Origin of the sequence: Solwaraspora sp. WMMB762, assembly GCF_049179115.1 — a bacterium.
Taxonomy (GTDB): Bacteria; Actinomycetota; Actinomycetes; order Mycobacteriales; family Micromonosporaceae; genus Micromonospora_E.
Genome location: NZ_JBMHMD010000001.1, coordinates 2,187,463 through 2,208,191, shown reverse-complemented (window position 1 = coordinate 2,208,191; position 20,729 = coordinate 2,187,463). Strand labels below are relative to the sequence as shown.

Here is a 20,729-nt window from a genome sequence, read left to right as displayed (position 1 = left end):
GGAGCTGAAGCTAACTTGGCTCGTTCCAACTTGCCGTCAGGTGGCCGCTGCTGGTGCGAGGCGGCTTCCCAGAGGAGGTCAACGTTCGCTCTTGCGCGGATCGAAGAGGATGTGGCGTGGGTTTCGGGAGATTTGACTGATGGTGGCGCCGAAGTGACTGACGGCGAAGTCTGTGGTGCTTCGTTTTCCGAGTTTTTGGCTGGAATAGGATGGACCCCCGGTCGGCAGGTAGGCGTTGGGCGGATCGTGTCGGAGTGGTGCGATCGGGGATACGTTCCATCGGCTGCGGCGACCGACTTCGTCGGTGGGTTTGATGGTATTTCATTCGAATATCTCAAACATGTCGTTGTGGGCGGTTTCGATGAGTGTGTGCTCGATGCGGTTCGTGCCACTGGGGCAGTAAGCCCAACCAGGCTTCATGGTTATGAAGGTCGCGTCGGACAAAGACTTGCGCCAGTTGGATTGGCTGCTTCGAACCACGTCATCCTGATGGTTGCCGTTTCTGGTCAGATTTTTGGGGCGTATGATGACTTCTTGGCGCTTTATGGCGAGAACGGAAAGGTGGCATTATGGAAGATTCACCATCGGGTAGAAGTGGCTCACCTGCCGATGGCGTAGTCTGCGAGTTTCGGTGTCGCAGTCACCTCTGCCGTAGCGCAGTGCGACGGTCCTCATTGCCCTTCGAAAGCATGACCGGATTTGCTGGGTTGGCCGGTGCCACGGACCTGTCGAGATTTCGCGAATGAACTCGTTGCCTGCTGATCTTCTTGACATTCTGAGATGTGCCGGTTGGGGACCGGGTCGGAATGCGGATATTGGCGATCTGGTTGATTTGCTGCATTCGTGCGGGTTTGTTCTGTCGGCACCGGCCTTAGATTTCTTGAGAGAGTTTGGGTTTCTAAGGTTGGAGCACGAGCCGAGTATCATCCTTCGCGGCAAGAAGTCGCCGTGTTGGACCACTTTTGATCCGACTGCTGTTGCGACGCATCGCGATGCGCGCATCGCTGATAGATGCTCCTCGGTTGTTGGGAAAAGTCTGTGTCCGGTAGGTGTGGACGGATTTCATTTCACAATCTATATGACCAACGAGGGCTCCTTGCTTGCTGGTCGCGACGCATCGGTATTTCGCTATGCTGAATCGGTTCAAGGATTGCTGAGGGCTATGTTTGACGGGTCTCGCCCCACGAAGATTGCCGATTGGGTGATTGATTAAAATCTGGTTGTGGCCGCTACAGGCTGGGATCTGATCGATCACTGATCGTCTTCTCGGGCCGCAATTCGCGCTGAATCTCGCTGGGCTCGGTTCCAATCGGTGACGCCAGCATCGCTGAGTAAGTAAGGACGGCAGATTGTTGCCAGCGGCGAAGGTGGAGACGCTGGCAGGTGCGAGGTGGCCGGTGGTGCAGCCGGCTCGCCGGCACGGTGTCTGCCACTGCGGGTAGTTCGTCCGCAGGTCGCGGTCAGAGCTGGCGGAACTCGCCCTTTTCTGCGCCGTCGAGGAAGCAGTCCCACTCCTCGGGGGTGAAGATCAGGACCGGACCGTCCGGGTTCTTGGAGTCGCGGAGCGCGTACGCCTGACCCAGGTTGGCGACCTCGACGCAGCCACCGTTCGTGGATGACTTCCTGCTCTTGCGCCAGACGGCGGTGCTGAGGTCGAGGTCGGGGGTCACGTGCTGCTCCTCGTCGGTCAACCCGTGGCGCGGGTCAGGGCGGTGATCAGCTTGGCGCTCTCGGGTGGGCTGAGCGCGGCGGCCGTGATGTGGTTGTACGCCAGGTTACACCGACGCAGGTCCGCGTCACGTTCAAGATAGAGGCCGCCGGCCTGGCCTTCCACGTAGACGACGGGGGAGTGGATGTCCTCCTCGAAGTCGAAGATCGTGAACGCGCCGAGCTCACCCGGGCACCCCCGTGAACGATCGAGGCTAGGAAGGCAGGGTTATCCGACTTCGGTTTTTAGTCGGCGGCCGGGTTCGTAGGGTTGGGCGGGGCGTTGGAAGCAGGCTCCGCTGACGCGCGTGGCGATGGTGCGGATGTGTCGGAATCCTTGGTCGCGGTAGTAGGCGTGTAACCGTTGGTTTGTCGTCCATGCGTCGAGGCGTAGCCAGGTGAGGCCGGCATCGTAGGCTCTGCCGGCTGCCCAGTCGAGGAGCTCGGTGCCAATGCCGTCGCCGGAGCGAGCAAGCGGGAGCATCATTTTCGCGGCGTAGAGCGCGTCGGCCGGGTCATCTTCCGGGTACCAGAGAGCCTCGGGGTCGCGGTCCGGTTTCCAGAGCCCGTCGACGTCGACGTAGGCGGTGAGGGTGATGGTGGCGGCCGGGGTTTCACCGTCGAAGACCATCCAGGTCTGCCCGGCGGAGACGGTCGCGGCGACGGCAGACCGGGGTAGTGGGATCGACCACTGGTCTTCTCCCCGAGCTGCGAGCCATGCCTCTCGTTCGCGTCGCCAGCTCATGATGACGTCGACGTCGCTGAGCTGTGCGGGACGGATGATCATTGCGGGTCCTCGCTGGCACGGATATTGGCGATGACGTCGGGGTCGCCGAGGGTGTAGAGGAGCCGGTTGCGGTCGGCGGCGAAGGTGGAGACGCTGACGCGTACGGGCCGGTCCGGGGTGTAGCCGGTTCGGAGCCAGCGGAGGACGGGTGTGCCGGCGGTCAGGGTGAGTGTCGTCACCTCGTCGGGTGCTGGCATCGCTGCGATGATCTCGTCGTCGTAGGCGACCTGCGGGTGTCCGCGTTCGGCGAGGAGTCTGGTGGTGCCTTGCGGGATGTCACGTGGCGACAGCAGCTCGGGTACCTGGTCGCAGAGGTCCATCGGGTAGTAGGTGTCCTGGATCGAGGACGGCTGGCCGTTGACCGCGCGTACGCAGCGGCGGACGGCTGCTGGTGAGTCGGCGGGCACGCCGAGGCGTTCTGCCAGTCCGTCCGGCACTTCCGCGATGCGTAGCTCGAACGTCTGGGTAGGTTCGTGGCCTTGGTCGCGGACCTCGCTGAACCACGCGTCGGACTCGCTGACCGGTCCGGGCATCTCTGCGCGGCTGGCATGGAAGGCGAGCGTGACTCGGTCGCGGACGATGATGCCGCCGGTACGGCCGGGCATCGACTCGACCAGGCCTTCGTTGATGAGGACCGCGGTGGCGAGTCGCACCGTGTTGCGGGAGACCCGGTGCAGATCCTGCAGCTTGCTCTCGGTCGGCAGGTGGTCGCCTGGCTTGAGCACGCCGTTGATGATCTGTGCGCGTAGCTCGTCTGCGATCTTGCGGTACAGCGGTGGCACGGCCACGGTCTCCTCGATTGGTTCCAACGTATCTCATTCGCAGTCTTGACTGTCGTTGGCTTCACTGCAAAGGTTGGTACCAATCCAACCTTACACAAGGTGCTTGCCTCATGATCAGGTGGTAGTGATGAGCCATGCCCGCGACATGCTCAGGGAGATGGAGCGCGTACACCGTGCCCTTGCCCAGACCCGGCTCCACCTTGCCGGCCTCGACCAGGCCGACGGTGCACGCGACCTAGCGGACCGGGTCCTGCACTCGCCGCTACGGACGTTGGTCGAGCAGGCCGAGGATGCAGCCGTCCGAGTCACCGCCTACCTGCGCGAATCCACGCGCATCTAGGTCCCTCCATTGTGAAGGCCGCCGAGTCCCGCCCACCTTGTCCTTCACCAGCGGCAGGAGAACCGATGTCTGAGATCAGCGAGGGCGACTCTCTGCCGGCGGCGGAAACTAGCCAGCGCCACGCCGGAGACCAGTGGCCGCTACGTGGGGTCCTGGTGTGCGCGGCGTGTGGGCGGCGGATGCAGCCGTTGCGGACCGCTGACGGTGGTCGGGCGTACCGGGGTCCGTGTGGTTGCCGGCTGGGCCCGGTCGACGCGGGCCGGATCGAGCGGCTCGTCGGCCTGTCCATCGCCCGCCGCCGCCCCGACCTGGCCGCTGTGTCGCCGCCGCGCACCGACGCCGACGTGATCGGCGAGGCCATCGATCAGGTGTACGTCGGTGCTGACGCCGACGACCTGCTGATCGTCTGGCGCACCTGAGCCGCCGCCCGTCGTCGCTGCCGAGGTGGGCGTGGCGGCGGGCGGCGTTCCACGCCCTTGTCTGCGCACTTTGCCGAGGAGTCTGCCGAATGTCCACGTACCCGCTGGCCGACGACCTGTTCCGGATGGCCCACCACCGGCTGCACGGCCGACCGTTGCTGCACCCCCGCGCGCTCAGCCACGGCCTGGCCGCCGCGCTGCTGGCCGAACTGCTCTACCCGCAGCGGATCGCCGTGCGCCGCGGCCTGGTCGTCGTCGGCGCGACCGTCGCCCCGCCCGACGACCTGGTGCACGGCATCCTCGCCCAGATCAGCGCCGCGCCGACCCCGCAACCGGTGAAGACCTGGGTCGGTCTGCTCAGCGAGACCGCGGTCCGGCAGGTCGCCACCCGACTGGCCCGCGCCGGCCACGTACGCCGGGAAGTGACCCGCCGCCGCCTCGTCGGGCGCGGCGAACGGTGGGTGCCCACCGACATGAACACCGCCGGCTGGCCCGCCGTCCGGCTGGCCACCGCGCTGCGCGCCCGCCGCCGTCTCCACGTCACCGATCAGGGTCTGGCGGCGTTGACCTGGGCCTGCGGCCTCGACCGGCACATCCTCAACGGTGCGCCGCCGCACGCCTACGACGACCTGCGCACCCTCGTCGACCACGGCTGACCGGGCGGCGGCTGATGATGGTCGACTACCCCGACCCGGCCGGATACCCACTGGCCGCACTGATCCACTGCGCAGACTGCCGGACCCCGATGACCCCGGCCGTCCGTGCCGCCACCCGCGTCTACCGGTGCACCGGTGCGTGCCGCAACGAGATCGACGCCCTGCACGCCGAAACCCTGATGTGGGACCGGGCCGCCGCCCGGCAACCACAGCTGGCCCGGCCGCGCATGCCGGCCGACCGGCGGCGCGAGATCTTCGCATCCCTGCTGACCGAGGTGTACGCCCGAGGCCCGTCGAGCTGGCTGTCGCTGCGTGCCTCCTGGATCGACCGTCGGCGACGGGCTGCCGGCCCGACGCCGCCCCCGGCCGGGTGAGCCGAGCCGTCGCCGCCGAGACGAAGTCATGTCTTGCCCGCCCTGGAGAGAAGGAACAGGTCATGGACGTCTGCGCGTTGACCAGCGCTGCGGTGCTCGGCTACCTGGCCGGGCTGTTCCCGTTCCGGGTCAAGAGCCGCTGGTGCCCCAAGTGCGGCGAGCTGACCACCACCCCGCCACCGCCGAGGGTCTGAGCCCTGCGGTCAAGCTGGTCGGGTGGCACAACGACAAGGGCAGGGAGAGGCGGTGGGCGAGCCGACGACTGCGTACCTGCTGCTCGGCGCCTTCGGCCTGGACCTGTTTCCGGGTCGCCGGACGGGCTACCTGCGCGGGCTCTCCCCGGCAGGTGGTAAGGGCTTGATGAATCGTCGAGACCTGTCCACCGTGTCCTCGTACCCAAGACCCGCGTAGAACCGGTGCGCCGCGTCCCGGTGAACGCTGCTGGTCACCTCCATCATGATGCAACCGGCGGCCCAGGCCCGACGCTCGATCTCGGTCAGCAGCGAATGCCCGACGCCCTGCCCCCGGTATCGGTCGTCGACGACCATGGCGACGACCCGGCCGAACCTGCCGGTCCTCTCCAGAATCGGACACACATGCAGGGCGGCGACTCCGATCAGCTCGCCGGCGTCATCGGCGCCGAGCAGCACGCTCGCCTGGTCGTGCAGCCAGTAGGTCAGACGTTCGTGGACATCGGCGTCATCGGTGGGGTAGCCGAGCTGATCCAGCAGGACGACGAGCCGGGCCGTGTCGTGCCGATCGACGGGACGGATACGGATTGCCATGCCGCGTAGTCTGCCGACGTGCCTGAGCTGATCACACCCACCATCGAGCTGTACGCGTCGTGGCTCGACGCCCGCGACGAGTGGGGACGCGGCACCCACCAGGACGGCAGTGGGCTGCGGCCGCGATGACGGCGGCGACACCGCGTACCGAGCGGGAGGCCGTCGAGATCCAGCGCGAGCTGGCCCGCCGGGTACGGGTCGACCAGCCGATGGCCGATCCGCCGAGGTTCGTCGCCGGCGTCGACGTCGCGTACGAATCGGACTCGTCGGCGGCGGGCCGACTCGCCGGTGCCGTCGTCGTGCTCGACCTGGCGGACAACCTGTCCGTCGTGGCCAGCGCGACCGCGACCGGCGTCTGCGACTTCCCGTACGTTCCCGGCCTGCTCGCGTTCCGCGAGGTTCCGGTCCTGCTCACCGTCCTCGACCGGCTCACCGTCCGCCCGGACCTGCTGGTCTGCGACGGGTACGGCGTCGCGCATCCGCGCCGCTGCGGCCTGGCCAGCCACCTGGGCGTGGTCACCGGCATCCCGGCGTTCGGCGTGGCCAAGACGGCGTTCGTCAGCACCCACGGCGAGGTGCCGCCCGAGCGCGGCGGCTGGGCCGACCTGGTCGACGGCGGTGAGGTGGTCGGCCGGGCGCTGCGCACCCGCACCGGCGTCAAACCGGTGTACGTGTCGGCCGGGCATCTCATCGACATCGCCCAGGCGACCGGGATCACCCTGCGCCTGACGCCTCACTACCGGCTGCCGGAGACGACCCGCCTGGCCGACCGCGCCTGCCGGGAAGTTTCCCGGCACCGCTGAAACCGCGCGCCTCCGCCACACGTCTGGGGGATGTCGGTCGAATCGGGAACATCGACCGGGACCCCGGCGGCAGTGGGCGGGTAGCCGTCGCCGCCGGGTCACCGACAGTCGGATGAGGGTGAGAACGTGGTGACGAGCCGATGGATCACGGGTCTGGGAATCGCCGTGCTGGCCGGCGCGGTGGCGGCGTGCGGCACGACCGCACCGGCCGGTGACACGACGCCGACGTCCGACCCGGACCCGACGACGGTGACCGGGACCCCGACCACCAGCCTGGCACCGCCGCCGGAGCCGACGGCACCCGCGGGCGGTCTGCCGCAGGTGCTGTCCGGCACCCGGCAGGTCACCATCGTGCGGGCCGAGGCGTTCGAGTCCGGGCTGTCGATCACCGACGACGGACGCTTGGCTGAGGTCGACGGAGACGAGGGCCGGCAGTTGTTCGTGGCGGTCCCGTTGCAGGGGCGGCTGTTCCTGATCGAGTCGTACCAGGGGACCGGCGGCGGCCCCGGTGCCGGTGACCCGGTCTGCTGGCGGGTGCACAACCCGGGAGACGGGGGATCGTTGTCGGTCGAGGGTGCGGCCTGCGACGCCGGTGACCCCCGGCAGCGGTTCGCGATCGTCGCGGCCGACACCGGCACCGACGACACCTTCATGATCAGCAACAGGTCGGCGTACCTGCGCACCTCGGCCCGCTCCGGACTGATCCTGGAGGAGCAGGGCGACGGTTCGCCGACCCCGGACGGGTTCCGGTTCACCGACAACGGGCCGGCACCGACCAGGTGACCGGCGGAGGAACAATCAGGTGACGGGTGAAGCACGACCAGGTGACGGGTGGAGCACGACGGATGCGTGACGCCGACGAGTTCGACGCCTTCTACGCCGCGTCCGCCCAACGGGTGCTCGGACACCTGTCCGTGGTGCTCGGCAACCGGGCCGACGCCGAGGACGCGGTCGCGGAGGCGTACGCCCGCGCGTGGGACCGGTGGCGGTCCGTGCGCGACTGTGACAGCCCCGAAGCCTGGGTACGCACGGTCGCGTACCGGATCGCGGTGAGCTCCTGGCGTAAGGCGGTGAACCGGCTGCGTGCCCACCGCCGCGACGCCAACGGCCACCAGGTCGACGAGGTGTCGGCCGACCACGTCGCGATCGTTGACGCGTTGCGCCGTCTCGGCGTCGACCAGCGCCGGGCCGTCGTGCTGCACCACCTGGTCGGCCTGAGCGTCGCCGAGATCGCCGCCGAGACCGGCACCAGCCCGAACACGATCAAGACCTGGCTGGCCCGAGGCCGCAAGGCGCTGGCCGTACACCTGACCACCAGCGGCGACGAAGGGCGGAGCCGTGCCGTCTGACGACCGATTCGACGAGACGCTGCGCGACGTGGCCCGGCGGGCCGGGCAGACCGGCCGGCTTGCCCCGGCGGCGGACATCCGGCGGCGCGGCGAGACGCTGCGCCGACGCCGACGTGCCACCACCGCCGCGCTGGCGGTGACGCTGGTCGGAGCCGTCGGCGCGGGCGTCGCTGCGATCCAGTCGGTGACCGCCGCACCGCAGCTGCCGGTCGGACCGGCCGGCCCGACGGTGAGCGTGCCGTCCGGCTCGCCGACCGGTGCGCCGAATGGATCGCCGACTGGGGCCCCGACTGGGGCGCCGGCCAGCGTCGGGGACGATCCGCTGCTGTCCGGGGACCGCCAGGTCGCGATCGTGCGTACGGACGCGTTCGAGTCGGCGGTGTCGCTGCTCGACGACGGCCCGCTGGGCGAGGTCGACGGGACCGAGGGCCGGCGGCTGTTCGTCATCGAACCGGCCGGGGCGGGCACCTTCCGGATCCGCGCCGCCGAACCGAACCCGGACGGCTCCGACGCGTGCTGGCAGGTCAGGCCATCGGGCTCGGACCCGTTGACCGTCGTCGCGGCGGACTGCGTGGCGTCCGAGCCACGGCAGCACTTCTCGATCAGCGCCGTGGAACGGGACGGTGGGGAACCGTCGTACGCGATCAGCAGCGCCTCGGCGTACCTGCAGCACTCCGCCACCCGGGGCCTGATCCTCGAAGAGCTGGGCGACGCGACGCTCACGACATACTTCCGGCTCGTCGACAATGGTCCTTCGCCGGGCTGACCCGCCCGGTCCGGCGGTGCCGACGGTACGGCTGACTGTCGTGCTTGTACGTACCACTCTCGCCGTCGGGCTTCGTCGTTGAATACCGTCGAGTTGCCAAACGATTCGTTGGCATCCGATGGATGAACGGTTACATCAACTACTGCGCCGGTCTGGCCGCCGGCACCGGCGCCGCCGCCGGGCTCGGCGGCGGAGTGACGCTGGCACTGGGCATCAAGGGTGTCGAGTTTCTCGCCCTACGGGTCGCGCAGGAACTGCTCAAACGGCTCACGGCGCGCACCCTGGGCAAGGCGGTGCCGATCGTCGGAGCGGTGGTCGGCGGAGGGCTGAACTTCGCATTCATCAAGGCCGTCGGCTCGACGCTGCTCGCGTTCGAGGACCAGATCTTCAACGATGTGGCCGAGCGATCGGCGATCGGCGGTTGATCTCCGGTTGATTGGCGGGACGGCGGAATGTCGGCCGCCCTGCTGCGGTTGTTACCCGGTGCGTCCCGTGGCGTACGCGTCGTTGTGATTTCCGCACGCGGGGCGTTCCGCGCGGTCGGGAATGGGCGTCGCATCAGCCCTGACCGCCGTGCTGGGCACCGACTGACCGTATGTCCCGTTCGCGGGGTCCGGGCCTCTGCCAGACGATCAGTGCCCGGATCTTCCGCACCCTCCCGGAACGGAGATCCGCAGATGACCACCGTTCTTCACAGATCCGCACTGTCCGTCGCCGGTCTGCTGGTAGCCGGCGGTGTGGTGGCCGGTCCGGCTGCCGCAGCCCAGGCCGCCCCGGCCTCGGACACCGCCAGGTCCGCCGCCTATGCCGCCAGCTCCGACCGCGGCGAGCGGTCCAGCGAGGGCCGGCTGCTGAACACCCGGTACGAGCGGCAGCCGAACTTCTACTACTGCGGGCCGGCCGCGACCCGGATCGCGCTGACCGCGCAGGGCCGCGAACTGTCGCAGGACGAGGTGGCCAGCAGGCTGGGCACCACCGTGGCCGGCACCGACTCGGCCGAGGACACCACCCGGGTGCTCAACGAGCTCACCGGCGACGACGAGTACCGGACCACCGCGATCGAGGCCGCCAAGGCCAACCAGGCGCAGATCGACCAGCTGCGCGACGACGTGCGCGCGACCGTGGACGACGGCCGGGCCGTGGTGGCCAACATCATCGGTACGGTGAGCGACGTCGACGGCCGGACCCACTCGTACCCGGGCGGGCACTACGTGACTGTCGTCGGCTACGGCGAGGGCGGCGACGCCGTCAAGATCGCCGACCCGGCCTTTCTGGGCGCCGAACACTACTGGGTGAGCACCGAGACCCTGGCGCACTGGATCGCCACCCGCGGCTACTCGCACTGACGCCCTGACCTCGCCCTGACCATGTTGGCCGGGTCTGCCGGGTACCCGGCAGACCCGGCCAACGGTCGTCGTCGGCTGGCCTTGATCCACTGCGGTTCATCGACCCGACACGCCGGGCGGCAGTCCGATGAGCCGAAGTGGATCACTGCTGCGGGGGCGGGCTGAGTCTGCGCCGGACGTGACCCATGCCCATCGCGGTCCGGTCACCGAACCCGGCGTAGCTGGCGAACGCCGCCAGGGCGTCGACCGCCCGCCGCGCGTCGCCGGGCACCCCCGACGCCTCCGCCAACTGGAAGGTCACCGAGCCGACCGTGCCCCGACGGAACCGGTGCTCCGGGTTACGCTGCCCCGGCTCCACCAGATGCGTGGCCATCCGCAGCTGGGCGTCGACCACCTCCAGATGGTCGACGACCGCCGGCTCCGCCGACGTCGGCAACGCCACCTCCCCGGCGAACGCGTCCCAGCGCCGGGTCAGGTTGGTAAACACCCGCTCCGCGTCCGGCCAGGGGCGCTGGCGGCGGGCACCGTCCCCGCGTCCGGTGGCGAACCCGACCGGCGTCAGCAGGTCGTACGCCCAGGTGGTCGCCGTCGGGTCGGCGCCGGTGGCCAGCTCGGCGTACGACACGGCGTGCACGGCGACGTCGACGGTGCGGTAGCGGGTCTGCGCGATCTGGTGCCCGGCGGCGTGGTGCAGCGCGGCGAGCACCGGGGCGGCGTACGCGTCGATCAGCAGGCCGACCACGATCCGGGCCGGCTGTCCCGGTGTCGACGGTGGCCGGCCCTGCTCGTCGAGGACCGGGCTGAGGGTGAACGGCTTGTACCGGGGGCTGTCGTGCATGATCGTGGACAGCTCCGGGTCGACGGCGCGGACCGCTTTGAGGAACGCGGCGTAGACGGCCGGGCCGGTGTGCGGTGGCGGGACCGCCGTGGCGGCGGTCGGCACCAGGGAGACGACGATCTGGGTGGGCATCGGGCCGGCGTACCCTCTCGGTCTGGTGTGGTCGGTGGGTGCACCCCACTCAATCAGACCGGCGCCAGCGGGCCGGGGATCCGCTGCCCGACCCGGTCGGGGTCGGGCAGCGGATCGGGTCCGGATCCGGTCCGCTCCGTAGGCGGTACCGGTGCAGGATCAGGACGCGGTGCAGCTCAGGTCGGTCGGCGTGGTGCTGGGCCCGGAGCCGACGAAGCCGACCGTGGTGGCGGCGTCCGGCGCGAGGGCCCCGTTGTACGGCTCGTTGCGTACCGTGTTGACTCCGCCGGACGTGGTCAACCGGCCGTTCCACAGCGACCCGATCGACGTACCGCTCGGGTTGGTCCAGGTGACCGTCCAGCCGGAGATCGCCGAGGTGCCGGTGTTGCGCACCTCGATGCCGCCCTGGAAGCCGCCCTGCCAGCTGCTGGTCACCGTGTACGTGGCGGTGCAGCCGTCGTCGCCGAGGCCGCCGTCGTCGGCCGCGGTGGTGACCGTCCGCGCCGGCGAGGCCGGTGAGACGTTGCCGGCGGCGTCGCGGGCCCGCACCGTGAACGTGTAGCTGGTCTCGGCGGTCAGGCTGGAGACGGTGTACGTGGTGCCGGAGACCGTGGCGACCAGGGTGGCCGGCGCACCGCCGGTCGACCGCAGCACCTGGTACGAGGTGACGCCGACGTTGTCGGTCGACGCCGCCCAGGTCAACGTCACCGAGTCGGCGGTGACGTCGCTGGCGGTCGGCTGGCCGGGGGCGGTCGGCGCGGTCACGTCGTCGTCCCCGCCGCCGTCGCTGTAGCGCTGCGCGAGGCTGATCCCGGTGGTGGAGCCGGCCCCGCCGAGCGGCACCTGGTGGTCGAGGCTGACAAACTTGCCGTCGTGCTGCCACAACGCCGGCTTGAGCACCTGGTTGTACTTGACCTCGTCCCAGCTGGTCCAGTCGTCGAGCAGCAGGCCACCGGTGTCACCGGAGTTGGGGTTCAGCGACCAGAACGTGTGGTGGATGCCGTAGTCGATCATCAGGTCGCGCAGGGCGTGCAGCCACTTGTCCTGCCGGGCGTCCTGGCCGTACCGGCCGCCCCATTCGCCGATCAGCAGCGGCGCGGTGTCGTCCTCGTGGATGTAGAGCCAGTTGGGCCGCCACACGTCCTCGGTCAGCGACGCCTTGTCGAACTCGCCCTGGAACCACGGCTGCTCGTAGACCAGCGGGCCGTAGTCGTGCGGGGAGTAGACCAGCTGGTCCTGGTTGGTGCCCAGGTCGACCGGGTGCTCGGCGACGCCCCGCAGGTTGCCGCCCCACCAGTTGTAGAAGTAGTTCGGGCTGAGGTCCGGGTTGGTGTTGGGGGAGTCCCAGTCGGCGTGCGGGCGCGGGTAGACCTCGATGCCTTCGCAGAGGATCAGCAGGTCGGGGTTGATCGCCAGGATTCGCCGGCCGGCCGTCTCGCAGGCGTGCTTGAAGTTGTCCTGGTCGGTCGAGGAGTCCCACTTGGCCCGCTGCGGGTCGTTCGGGGTGCCGTGCGGCTCGTTCTCGATGTCCATCGCGACGATCGTGTCGTTGTCGCGGTAGCGCTCGGCCACCCACTCCCAGCCCTGGTAGAAGTCCTCCGGCGTGATCGAGCCCTTGAACCACATCGGGTAGAGGTGGCCGGAGTTGTCCGCCTCGGCGCTGTGCACGTCCAGCATGACCTTCAGGCCGTACTGCTCGCACAGGCCCAGCCAGTAGTCGAAGATCTGCAGGTTGTTCAGCCCGTCGAGCTCCGGGTTGACGTACGCGTTGATGTTGGGGCGGGCCAGCGGCTGGCCGGCCTTCCACTCCAGCAGCAGCTGGGTCGAGATCGGCACCCGGACGATGTTGATGCCACGCTCGGACATGGCGCGGGTGACCGCCTCGATGTTGGCCGACCACAGGCCGTGGAAGACCCGCTCAGTGGCGTTGTAGCCGAACCAGTTGGCCCCGGTGAGCCACACCTGGTTGCCGGCCTCGTCGACGATCGTGTTGCCGTCGGTGTGCAGCCAGTCGTTCGCCGGTACGGCCTGCGCGGCTGCGGCTGGTGCGGTGGCTGTGGCTGATGCGGTGGCTGACGTGCCGGTGCGGGCAGCCGGTGGGGCGGCGGCTGCCGTGGCGGGGGTGGTCGGGACGGCGGCGACCGCCCCGAGCAGCAGGCCGGCCGCCGCTGTGGCGGCCCACCGTGTCCGTATCGACGGCATTTAGCGGTTCTCCTGTCGTGGGTTGGGCAGGCGTGGGAGCGCTTCCATCGACAGAGGTTACGACGTACCAAGGTCGTAATGGAAGGACGTGACCCCCGGCGGGCGTACCGCCGGGGCGTGTCCGGCCGCGACAGATCCATTGACTTCCATTTTGTGGCTCCCGTAGGGTCGCAACGACGGCCTTCGATAGCGACGCGGTGACCTGGAGCCGGCATCGTGTTTCGCCCCGGGCAAAGGTGAGCAGGGTCGCCCTGGCGGGCCCGCCCGTTGTGCGCGCGCGTGGCTCGAGCCTCGCCGGCCAGCGTCCCCGCTCCAGTCGATCCCCCTGCGGCGTGATTCGGCGCACGCCTGTCCGCACCTCACGACAGAAAGCGAGCCCTCGAATCATGTTCCGAAGATTGGCCTTCGGCCTGGTCATGGTGTTGGCCACGATCAGCCTCAGCGCCGTGCCGGCCCAGGCCCAGGCGGACTTCACCGTCCTGGTCTTCAGCAAGACGGCCGGGTTCCGGCACGACTCGATCCCGGCCGGCATCGCCGCCATCGAGCAGCTCGGCGCGCAGCACAACTTCACCGTCGAGACCACCGAGGACGCCGGCCAGTTCACCACCGCCAACCTGTCCCGGTTCCAGGCGGTCATCTGGCTGTCGACCACCGGGGACGTCCTCAACGCCAGCCAGCAGTCGGCGTTCGAGAGCTTCATCCGAGGCGGCGGCGGCTACGCCGGCATCCACGCGGCGGCCGACACCGAATACGACTGGCAGTGGTACGGCGACCTGGTCGGCGCGTACTTCGCCAGCCACCCGGCGAACCAGAACGCCACCGTACGGATCGAGGACAGCTCGCACCCCTCGACCGCCGGGCTGCCGACCGCGTGGAACCGCTACGACGAGTGGTACAACTACCGGACCAACCCACGCTCGGACAACCACGTCCTGGCCACCGTGGACGAGAGCACGTACACCGGCGGCACGATGGGCAGCGACCACCCGATCGCCTGGTGCCGAGGCTACGACGGTGGCCGCTCCTGGTACACCGGCATGGGCCACACCAACGAGAGCTTCAGCGACGCGAACTTCCGCAGCCACGTGCTGGGCGGCATCCAGTACGCCGCACAGGGCGCCGGCAACTGCTCGACCAGCCAGACACCGCCCGGCTACAGCGAGGTCACCCTGGCCAAGGGCGTCGCCGAGGTCGGCGAGCCGATGGGCATGACGGTGCTGCCGAACCGGGGCGTGCTGCACACCTCCCGCGAAGGCACCATCCGCTACACCGACGCGGCCGGCAACACCAAGGTGGCGCTGACCATCCCGGTGTACACCCACGACGAGGAAGGGCTGCAGAGCATCGAGGCGGACCCCAACTTCGCCACCAACCGATGGGTGTACGTGTACTACTCGCCGCCACTGAACACTCCGGGCGGCGACGCGCCGTCGACCGGCTCGGCGTCGCAGTTCGCACCGTTCAACGGACACAACCGGCTGTCCCGCTTCACGGTCAACGCCGACCACACCCTGGACCGGTCGTCGGAGGTGACGGTCCTGCAGGTCCCGACCAGCCGGGGCATGTGCTGCCACGTCGGCGGTGACATCGACTTCGACGCCGACGGCAACCTCTACCTGTCGACCGGAGACGACACGAACCCGTTCGACTCCAGCGGCTACACGCCGATCGACGAACGGTCCAACCGCAACCCGGCGTACGACGCGCAGCGTACCGCCGGCAACAGCAACGACCTGCGGGGCAAGGTGCTGCGGATCCGGCCGACCGCCAACGGCGGCTACACCATCCCGGACGGCAACATGTTCCCGGCCGGCACGGCGAACACCAAGCCGGAGATCTACGCGATGGGCTTCCGCAACCCGTTCCGGATGTCCGTGGACAAGGCGACCGGCGTCGTCTACCTCGGCGAGTACGGGCCGGACGCCAGCACCGCCAACCCCAACCGCGGGCCGGCGAACCACGTCGCGTTCGAACGCATCGCCCAGCCCGGCTTCTACGGCTGGCCGTACTGCTCGAACTACAACACGCCGTACATCGACTACACGTTCCCGTCCGGCCCCTCCGGCGCACCGTTCAACTGCTCCGGCGGGCCGGTGAACAACTCCCCGAACAACTCCGGCATCACCCAACTGCCCCCGTCGCAGCGGGCCTGGCTGCCGTACGGTGGCGAGCAGAACCCGCCGGAGCTGTGCTGCGGCAGCCTGTCACCGATGGACGCCGTGGTCTACAACTACGACGCCTCGCTCGCCTCCGACGTGAAGTTCCCGGCGTCGATGAATGGCAAGGTGTTCATCGGCGAGTTCGGCCGGCGGTGGATCAAGACGGTCACGGTTACCGGCTCCGGCGGGGTGGGCTCGATCGACCCGTTCCCGGACTACACCGGCACCCAGGTGATGGACCTGGAGTTCGGCCCGGACGGCGCCCTCTACGTGCTCGACTACGGCACCGGCTGGGGCAGCGGGGACGCCAGCTCGGCGGTGTACCGCATCGAGTACAGCTCCGGCGGCGGCCGATCGCCGATCGCCGCCGCGTCCGCCGACCCGACCGCCGGCAACGCGCCGCTGACCGTGCAGTTCAGCTCGGCCGGGACCAGCGACCCGGACGGGGACGCCATCACGTACGCGTGGGACTTCACCACGGACGGCAGCACCGACTCGACGCAGGCGAACCCGTCGTACACGTACACCAGCAACGGCGAGTTCACGGCGACGCTCACGGTGCGCGACAGCACCGGCCGCAGCGCCACCGCGAGCGTGGTGATCGGGGTGGGCCGGCCGACGGTCACCCTCGACCTACCGCGCAACGGCCGGTTGTTCGAGTTCGGTGACGCCATCCCGTTCGAGGTGACGGTCACCGACCCGGACGCGTCGACGATCGACTGCAGCCGGGTTAAGGTCAACTATCTGCTCGGGCACGACAGCCACGCCCACGGCATCTCCAGCGCCACCGGCTGCTCGGGCACCCTGCAGACCACCGAGGACGGCGAACACGACCCGAACGCGAACATCTTCGGAGTCATGATCGCCGAGTACACCCCGGTGGGCGAGACCATCCCGGTGACCTCGGCGCAGACGGTGCTGCAGCCCCGGACCCGCCAGGCCGAGCACTACGGCGACCAGCAGGGCACCACCCTGGTGGAGAAGGCCTCCGCACACGGCGGTAGCGCGGTCGGCTACATCGAGAACGGCGACTGGATCTCGTTCACCCCGTACAACCTGGCCGGGGCCACGTCGTTCACCGCGCGGGTCGCCTCCGCCGGCTCCGGCGGCACCATCTCGCTGCGGACCGGCTCGGCGTCGGGGCCGGTCATCGGTACGGCCACCGTGAGCCCGACCGGCGACTGGGAGACCTGGACCACCGTCACCGGCACGCTCACCCCACCCAGCGGTACGCAGAACCTGTTCCTCGTCTTCACCGGTGGCTCCAGCTACCTGTTCGACGTCGACGAGTTCACCTTCCGCGGTGGTGGCACGACCCCGCCGCCCACCACGGCACCGCCTACGACCGCTCCGCCGACCACGGCACCGCCCACTACGGCCCCGCCTACGACCGCTCCGCCGACGACGGCACCGCCCACGACGGCGCCACCGACCACGCCGCCGCCCACCGGGCCGTCGTGTTCGGCGGCGTACTCGGTGATCGGGCAGTGGCAAGGTGGCTTCCAGGGTGAGGTACGGGTCACCGCCGGATCAACGTCGATCAGCGGCTGGACGGTCACCTGGACGTTCAACGGCGGGCAGACCGTCAGCCAGTCCTGGAGCGCTACGGTCACGTCGAGTGGTGCCAACGTGACCGCGCGCAACGTCTCCTACAACGGGTCGCTCGGTGCCGGAGCCAGTACGACGTTCGGCTTCATCGGCTCGGGTAACAGCGGAGCCAACGTGTCTTCGCTGAGCTGCACCGCCAGCTGATCAACGAGCAGCTGCGCGGCACCCATCAGCTGGTGGGTGCCGCGCAGCTTTCGTCTTTCGGCCGTAGCGTCACTCCTTCGGATCAGGGTGCCGCGAGGTGCCAGAGTGGCATCACAATGATGCCAAGATGGCTTGCTGGTGGTGCCATCGTGTGCCATGATGGCGTCGTGGACTTGACGTCGTACGTGAGCAACCTCGGGCGGGAGTTCGCCACCCTCGCCGAAACCGGCGGAGACGAGGCGCGGGCACTGGTCGAGCGCCTGACCGGGTCGCTCGAGTCGGCGATCCGGATGACACTGCTGGACGCGTTGTCGGCCGCCGCCGACGAGATCACCCGCGACCTGGCACCCGGCTCGGTGGAGCTGCGGCTACGCGGCCGCGACCCGCACTTCGTCGTCACCACGCCACCCGCCGAACCGACCGATCCGACCGATCCGACCGGGCCCACCACCACCGGCGACGCCGCGGCGACGGCCGACGGCCCACCCGACAACGACCTGCTGATCACCGAGGACGGCCCGGTCGCGCGGATCAACGTACGCCTGCCCGAGCAGCTCAAGGCCGCGGTCGAGGAGGCCGCCGCCAAAGAGGGGCGTTCGGTCAACGCCTGGCTGGTCCGGGCGGCAGCCGCCGGTCTGCAGCGGTCCGACCGGGACCGGCGTCGCGACGAACGCGGTACCGGGAAACGCAGCACGCAGACCTTCACCGGCTGGGTGCGCTAGCCGCACCGCCCCTCCCGGTCCACCGTCCACCTTCCACACGTCGCGTCCCCGACCTGCGGGGACGGCCCACCAACCCATGATGCGGGGACAACCATGCCTACTTTCGACACACCCGAACCGATCTCCGTCACCCTCGAAATCGGCAGCGGCAACGTACAGATCGCCGCGACCGAGCGCACCGACACCATCGTCGAGGTCCGCCCGAGCGACACAGCCGACGACTCCGACGTGGCCGCCGCCGCCCGGGTACGCGTCGACTACGCCAACGGCACCCTGCGGGTCACTGCCCCGAAATCACCCGCCTTCGACTTCTCCCGCCGGACCCGGTCCGTCGAGGTGTCCATCCAACTGCCCAGCGGTTCCCAGGTCTCCGCCGAGACGCAGTTGGGCGACGTCCGCTGCACCGGACGGCTCGGGCAGTGCCGGGTCAAGACCGCCGCCGGAAGCGCCTGGCTGGAACTGACCGGCCCGCTGCGGGTGGACACCTCGGCCGGCCACGTCACCGTCGACGGCGTCACCGGCGACGCCCGGATCACCACCGGCTCCGGCAAGATCCAGCTCGGCGAGATCGACGGCACCGCCGTGGTCAAGAACTCCAACGGCGAGACCACGATCGACGCGGTCACCGGCGACGTACGGGTGCGCGCGGCCAACGGCGACATCCGCGTCGAACGCGCCGGCGCCGGCGTCGACGCGAAGACGTCCAACGGCAGCATCCGCCTCGGCGAGGTGGTGCGCGGCTCGGTCGTGCTCGGCACCGCCATGGGCAGCCTGGACGTCGGCATCGCCGAGGGCACCGCTGCCTGGCTGGAAGTAAAGACCGACTTCGGGAAGGTCCACAACCTGCTGGAGACCGCCACCCGGCCCGACGACGCCGACGAGACCGTCGAGGTACGCGGCCGCGTCTCCTACGGCGACATCACCATCCGCCGCTCCTGACCCACTCGAAGAGAGGGACACCATGCACTCCACGCAGCGCCGGCCGGCGATCGCCGCCACCGGGCTCCGCAAGGCGTACGGCGATCACGTCGTACTCGACGGCATCGATTTGCACGTACCAGCGGGAACGGTCTTCTCGCTGCTCGGCGCGAACGGTGCCGGGAAGACCACCACCGTCAAGATCCTGTCCACGTTGATCAGCCCGGACGCCGGGGACGTCCGGGTCGCCGGGCACGACCTCACCCGCGACCCCGACGCGGTCCGCGCCACGATCGGCGTCACCGGCCAGTTCTCGGCGGTGGACAACCTGCTCACCGGCGCGGAGAACCTGCGGCTGATGGCCGACCTGCACCACCTCGGCCGGGCCGACCGGCGGCGGCGCGTCGCCGGACTGCTCGACCAGTTCGACCTGACCGAGGCGGCCGGCAAACCGGTGTCGACCTACTCCGGCGGCATGCGGCGACGGCTCGACCTGGCGATGACCCTGGTCGGCGACCCCCGGGTGATCTTCCTCGACGAGCCGACCACCGGGCTCGACCCGCGCAGCCGACACACCATGTGGCAGATCATCCGGGACCTGGTCGCCGACGGTGTCACCATCTTCCTGACCACCCAGTACCTGGCCGAAGCCGACGAACTGGCCGACCGGATCGCGCTGCTCGACCACGGGCGGGTGGTCGCCGAGGGGACCGCCGAGGACCTCAAACGCCGCATCCCCGGCGGCCACATCCGGCTGCGCTTCGCCGACCAGCGACGCCTCGACGCGGCCACCCGCGTACTCGGCGAGACACCCGCAGCGCTCGGCCAGGCCACCCGTGACCACGACCCGCTCGCCCTGCGGGTGCCCAGCGACGGCAGCCTCCAGGCGCTGAAGACCCTGATCGGCCGGCTCGACGCCCAGGCCGTCGAAGTCGATGAACTGTCCGTACACACACCCGACCTCGACGACGTCTTCCTCGCCCTGACCGGCGACCCCACCGACAACGACAAGGTGACCACTCGATGAGCGCCCACGCCCTGACCGGCCCGGCCGCCGCCGCCGCCGGCCGGCGTACCCACCCGCTGCGCGACTCGGTGACGATGCTGCGCCGCAACCTCAGACGCATGCTGCGCTACCCGTCGATGACCGTGACCCTCGTCGGGATGCCCGTCGTTTTCCTGCTGCTGTTCGTCTACGTGTTCGGCGGCACCCTCGGCGCTGGGCTCGGCGAGCTCGGCGCGACGATGTCCGGCGGGCCGCTTCCCGGCGGCGGGGCCGGCGGGCGCGCCGCGTACGTCAACTACGTGGCACCGGCGATCATCCTGATGACCGTGACGGCCACCGTCCAGGGGACGGCGATCTCGATCGCCATGGACATGACCGAAGGCATCATCGGCCGCTTCCGTACGATGTACATCGCCCGCGTCTCGGTGCTGACCGGACACGTCCTGGGCAGCATGATCCAGGCGGTGGTCAGCCTGGCGGTCGTCATCGGCGTGGCCCTGCTGGTCGGCTTCCGGCCCACCGCCGGGCTGGTCGAGTGGCTGGCCGCCGCCGGATTCCTGCTGGTGGTGACCTTCGCGCTCGTCTGGCTGTCCGTCGCGCTCGGCCAGGTGAGCCGCAGCGTCGAGACGGCCAGCAACCTGCCGATGCCGCTGATCCTGCTGCCGTTGCTCGGCAGCGGGTTCGTCCCCACCGACTCGATGCCGGCCGGGCTGCGCTGGTTCGCCGAGTACCAGCCGTTCACCCCGATCATCGAAACCCTGCGCGGCCTGCTGATGGACGAGCCGGTCGGCGACAACGGGTGGATCGCGCTCGCCTGGTGCGCGGCCATCGCGCTCGGCGGGTACCTCTGGTCGAAACGACTGTTCAACCGCGAGCCCTGACCCCT

The 20,729-nt window shown here is 69.5% G+C and carries 24 protein-coding genes and 1 pseudogene; 18 read left to right on the top strand and 7 right to left on the bottom strand.

Going from position 1 to position 20,729, the window contains the following annotated elements:
• Positions 1-153: 153 nt before the first annotated feature.
• Both ACN27J_RS09710 and ACN27J_RS09705 read left to right on the top strand, forming a co-directional pair.
• Positions 154-618, top strand: coding sequence for an SUKH-3 domain-containing protein (locus tag ACN27J_RS09710; RefSeq protein WP_421365295.1), 465 nt, complete (start codon positions 154-156; stop codon positions 616-618).
• 124 nt (positions 619-742) lie between these two features.
• Positions 743-1,213, top strand: a complete 471-nt coding sequence (locus tag ACN27J_RS09705) for an SUKH-3 domain-containing protein (protein WP_421365294.1) — start codon at positions 743-745, stop codon at positions 1,211-1,213.
• A 247-nt stretch (positions 1,214-1,460) separates the two neighbouring features.
• Here the strand turns inward: ACN27J_RS09705 and ACN27J_RS09700 are convergent, their stop codons facing one another.
• The 4 genes and pseudogenes from ACN27J_RS09700 to ACN27J_RS09685 all read right to left on the bottom strand — a co-directional run bounded on the left by ACN27J_RS09700 (position 1,461) and on the right by ACN27J_RS09685 (position 3,276).
• Positions 1,461-1,670: a DUF397 domain-containing protein gene (locus ACN27J_RS09700; protein ID WP_282228286.1), complete on the bottom strand. Its 210-nt coding sequence runs from the start codon at positions 1,668-1,670 to the stop codon at positions 1,461-1,463.
• 17 nt (positions 1,671-1,687) lie between these two features.
• Positions 1,688-1,888, bottom strand: a pseudogene (locus ACN27J_RS09695) (Scr1 family TA system antitoxin-like transcriptional regulator); the annotation flags it as partial.
• Between the two features lie 48 nt (positions 1,889-1,936).
• Positions 1,937-2,494 (bottom strand): GNAT family N-acetyltransferase, encoded by a 558-nt coding sequence (locus ACN27J_RS09690; protein WP_281550676.1) that lies wholly within the window; start codon positions 2,492-2,494, stop codon positions 1,937-1,939.
• Positions 2,491-3,276 carry a GntR family transcriptional regulator gene (locus ACN27J_RS09685; RefSeq protein WP_421365292.1) on the bottom strand — a complete coding sequence of 262 codons (786 nt, stop codon included), beginning with the start codon at positions 3,274-3,276 and terminating at the stop codon, positions 2,491-2,493. Before ACN27J_RS09685 ends, ACN27J_RS09690 begins: the two co-directional genes overlap by 4 nt.
• A 157-nt stretch (positions 3,277-3,433) precedes the next feature.
• Between ACN27J_RS09685 and ACN27J_RS09680 the strand changes: the two genes are divergently transcribed.
• From ACN27J_RS09680 to ACN27J_RS09660, 5 genes are all read left to right on the top strand, one after another.
• Positions 3,434-3,616 (top strand): hypothetical protein, encoded by a 183-nt coding sequence (locus tag ACN27J_RS09680; RefSeq protein ID WP_421365291.1) that lies wholly within the window; start codon positions 3,434-3,436, stop codon positions 3,614-3,616.
• Between the two features lie 65 nt (positions 3,617-3,681).
• Complete coding sequence (locus ACN27J_RS09675; RefSeq protein ID WP_421365290.1) at positions 3,682-4,035, top strand: zinc ribbon domain-containing protein; 354 nt, start codon at positions 3,682-3,684, stop codon at positions 4,033-4,035.
• Between the two features lie 89 nt (positions 4,036-4,124).
• Positions 4,125-4,691 carry a GOLPH3/VPS74 family protein gene (locus tag ACN27J_RS09670; protein ID WP_421365288.1) on the top strand — a complete coding sequence of 189 codons (567 nt, stop codon included), beginning with the start codon at positions 4,125-4,127 and terminating at the stop codon, positions 4,689-4,691.
• Positions 4,692-4,705: 14 nt separating this feature from the next.
• Complete coding sequence (locus ACN27J_RS09665) at positions 4,706-5,065, top strand: hypothetical protein (RefSeq protein ID WP_421365286.1); 360 nt, start codon at positions 4,706-4,708, stop codon at positions 5,063-5,065.
• 62 nt (positions 5,066-5,127) lie between these two features.
• Complete coding sequence (locus ACN27J_RS09660; RefSeq protein ID WP_421365284.1) at positions 5,128-5,259, top strand: hypothetical protein; 132 nt, start codon at positions 5,128-5,130, stop codon at positions 5,257-5,259.
• A 126-nt stretch (positions 5,260-5,385) separates the two neighbouring features.
• Here the strand turns inward: ACN27J_RS09660 and ACN27J_RS09655 are convergent, their stop codons facing one another.
• Positions 5,386-5,850 (bottom strand): GNAT family N-acetyltransferase, encoded by a 465-nt coding sequence (locus tag ACN27J_RS09655; protein WP_421365282.1) that lies wholly within the window; start codon positions 5,848-5,850, stop codon positions 5,386-5,388.
• A 125-nt stretch (positions 5,851-5,975) separates the two neighbouring features.
• Here ACN27J_RS09655 and ACN27J_RS09650 point away from each other — a divergent pair, with 125 nt between their 5' ends.
• The 6 genes from ACN27J_RS09650 to ACN27J_RS09625 all read left to right on the top strand — a co-directional run bounded on the left by ACN27J_RS09650 (position 5,976) and on the right by ACN27J_RS09625 (position 10,114).
• Positions 5,976-6,653 (top strand): endonuclease V, encoded by a 678-nt coding sequence (locus ACN27J_RS09650; protein WP_421365280.1) that lies wholly within the window; start codon positions 5,976-5,978, stop codon positions 6,651-6,653.
• A gap of 126 nt (positions 6,654-6,779) precedes the next feature.
• Complete coding sequence (locus tag ACN27J_RS09645) at positions 6,780-7,436, top strand: hypothetical protein (protein ID WP_421365279.1); 657 nt, start codon at positions 6,780-6,782, stop codon at positions 7,434-7,436.
• 62 nt (positions 7,437-7,498) lie between these two features.
• A complete protein-coding gene (locus ACN27J_RS09640) occupies positions 7,499-8,002 on the top strand; it encodes a sigma-70 family RNA polymerase sigma factor (protein WP_421365276.1) in 504 nt (167 codons plus the stop codon).
• Positions 7,992-8,768, top strand: coding sequence for a hypothetical protein (locus ACN27J_RS09635; protein WP_421365274.1), 777 nt, complete (start codon positions 7,992-7,994; stop codon positions 8,766-8,768). The genes ACN27J_RS09640 and ACN27J_RS09635 overlap by 11 nt, the downstream gene beginning before the upstream one ends.
• Positions 8,769-8,812: 44 nt before the next feature.
• Positions 8,813-9,193, top strand: coding sequence for a hypothetical protein (locus ACN27J_RS09630; RefSeq protein WP_421365273.1), 381 nt, complete (start codon positions 8,813-8,815; stop codon positions 9,191-9,193).
• Positions 9,194-9,445: 252 nt separating this feature from the next.
• Positions 9,446-10,114, top strand: a complete 669-nt coding sequence (locus ACN27J_RS09625) for a C39 family peptidase (RefSeq protein ID WP_421365271.1) — start codon at positions 9,446-9,448, stop codon at positions 10,112-10,114.
• Between the two features lie 142 nt (positions 10,115-10,256).
• Here ACN27J_RS09625 and cas6 read toward each other — a convergent pair whose 3' ends face one another.
• Both cas6 and ACN27J_RS09615 read right to left on the bottom strand, forming a co-directional pair.
• Positions 10,257-11,084 (bottom strand): CRISPR system precrRNA processing endoribonuclease RAMP protein Cas6, encoded by an 828-nt coding sequence (gene cas6, locus ACN27J_RS09620; protein ID WP_421365269.1) that lies wholly within the window; start codon positions 11,082-11,084, stop codon positions 10,257-10,259.
• 159 nt (positions 11,085-11,243) lie between these two features.
• A complete protein-coding gene (locus ACN27J_RS09615; protein WP_421365267.1) occupies positions 11,244-13,286 on the bottom strand; it encodes a cellulase family glycosylhydrolase in 2,043 nt (680 codons plus the stop codon).
• 386 nt (positions 13,287-13,672) lie between these two features.
• Between ACN27J_RS09615 and ACN27J_RS09610 the strand changes: the two genes are divergently transcribed.
• From ACN27J_RS09610 to ACN27J_RS09590, 5 genes are all read left to right on the top strand, one after another.
• Entirely contained in the window at positions 13,673-17,197 is a 3,525-nt protein-coding gene (locus ACN27J_RS09610; RefSeq protein ID WP_421365264.1) for a ThuA domain-containing protein, read from the top strand.
• A 167-nt stretch (positions 17,198-17,364) separates the two neighbouring features.
• Positions 17,365-17,919, top strand: coding sequence for a ribbon-helix-helix protein, CopG family (locus tag ACN27J_RS09605; RefSeq protein ID WP_421365262.1), 555 nt, complete (start codon positions 17,365-17,367; stop codon positions 17,917-17,919).
• 93 nt (positions 17,920-18,012) lie between these two features.
• Positions 18,013-18,858 (top strand): DUF4097 family beta strand repeat-containing protein, encoded by an 846-nt coding sequence (locus ACN27J_RS09600; protein ID WP_421365260.1) that lies wholly within the window; start codon positions 18,013-18,015, stop codon positions 18,856-18,858.
• 22 nt (positions 18,859-18,880) lie between these two features.
• Positions 18,881-19,864, top strand: a complete 984-nt coding sequence (locus tag ACN27J_RS09595) for an ATP-binding cassette domain-containing protein (protein WP_421365259.1) — start codon at positions 18,881-18,883, stop codon at positions 19,862-19,864.
• Positions 19,861-20,724, top strand: coding sequence for an ABC transporter permease (locus tag ACN27J_RS09590; RefSeq protein WP_421365257.1), 864 nt, complete (start codon positions 19,861-19,863; stop codon positions 20,722-20,724). The genes ACN27J_RS09595 and ACN27J_RS09590 overlap by 4 nt, the downstream gene beginning before the upstream one ends.
• Positions 20,725-20,729 lie beyond the last annotated feature (5 nt).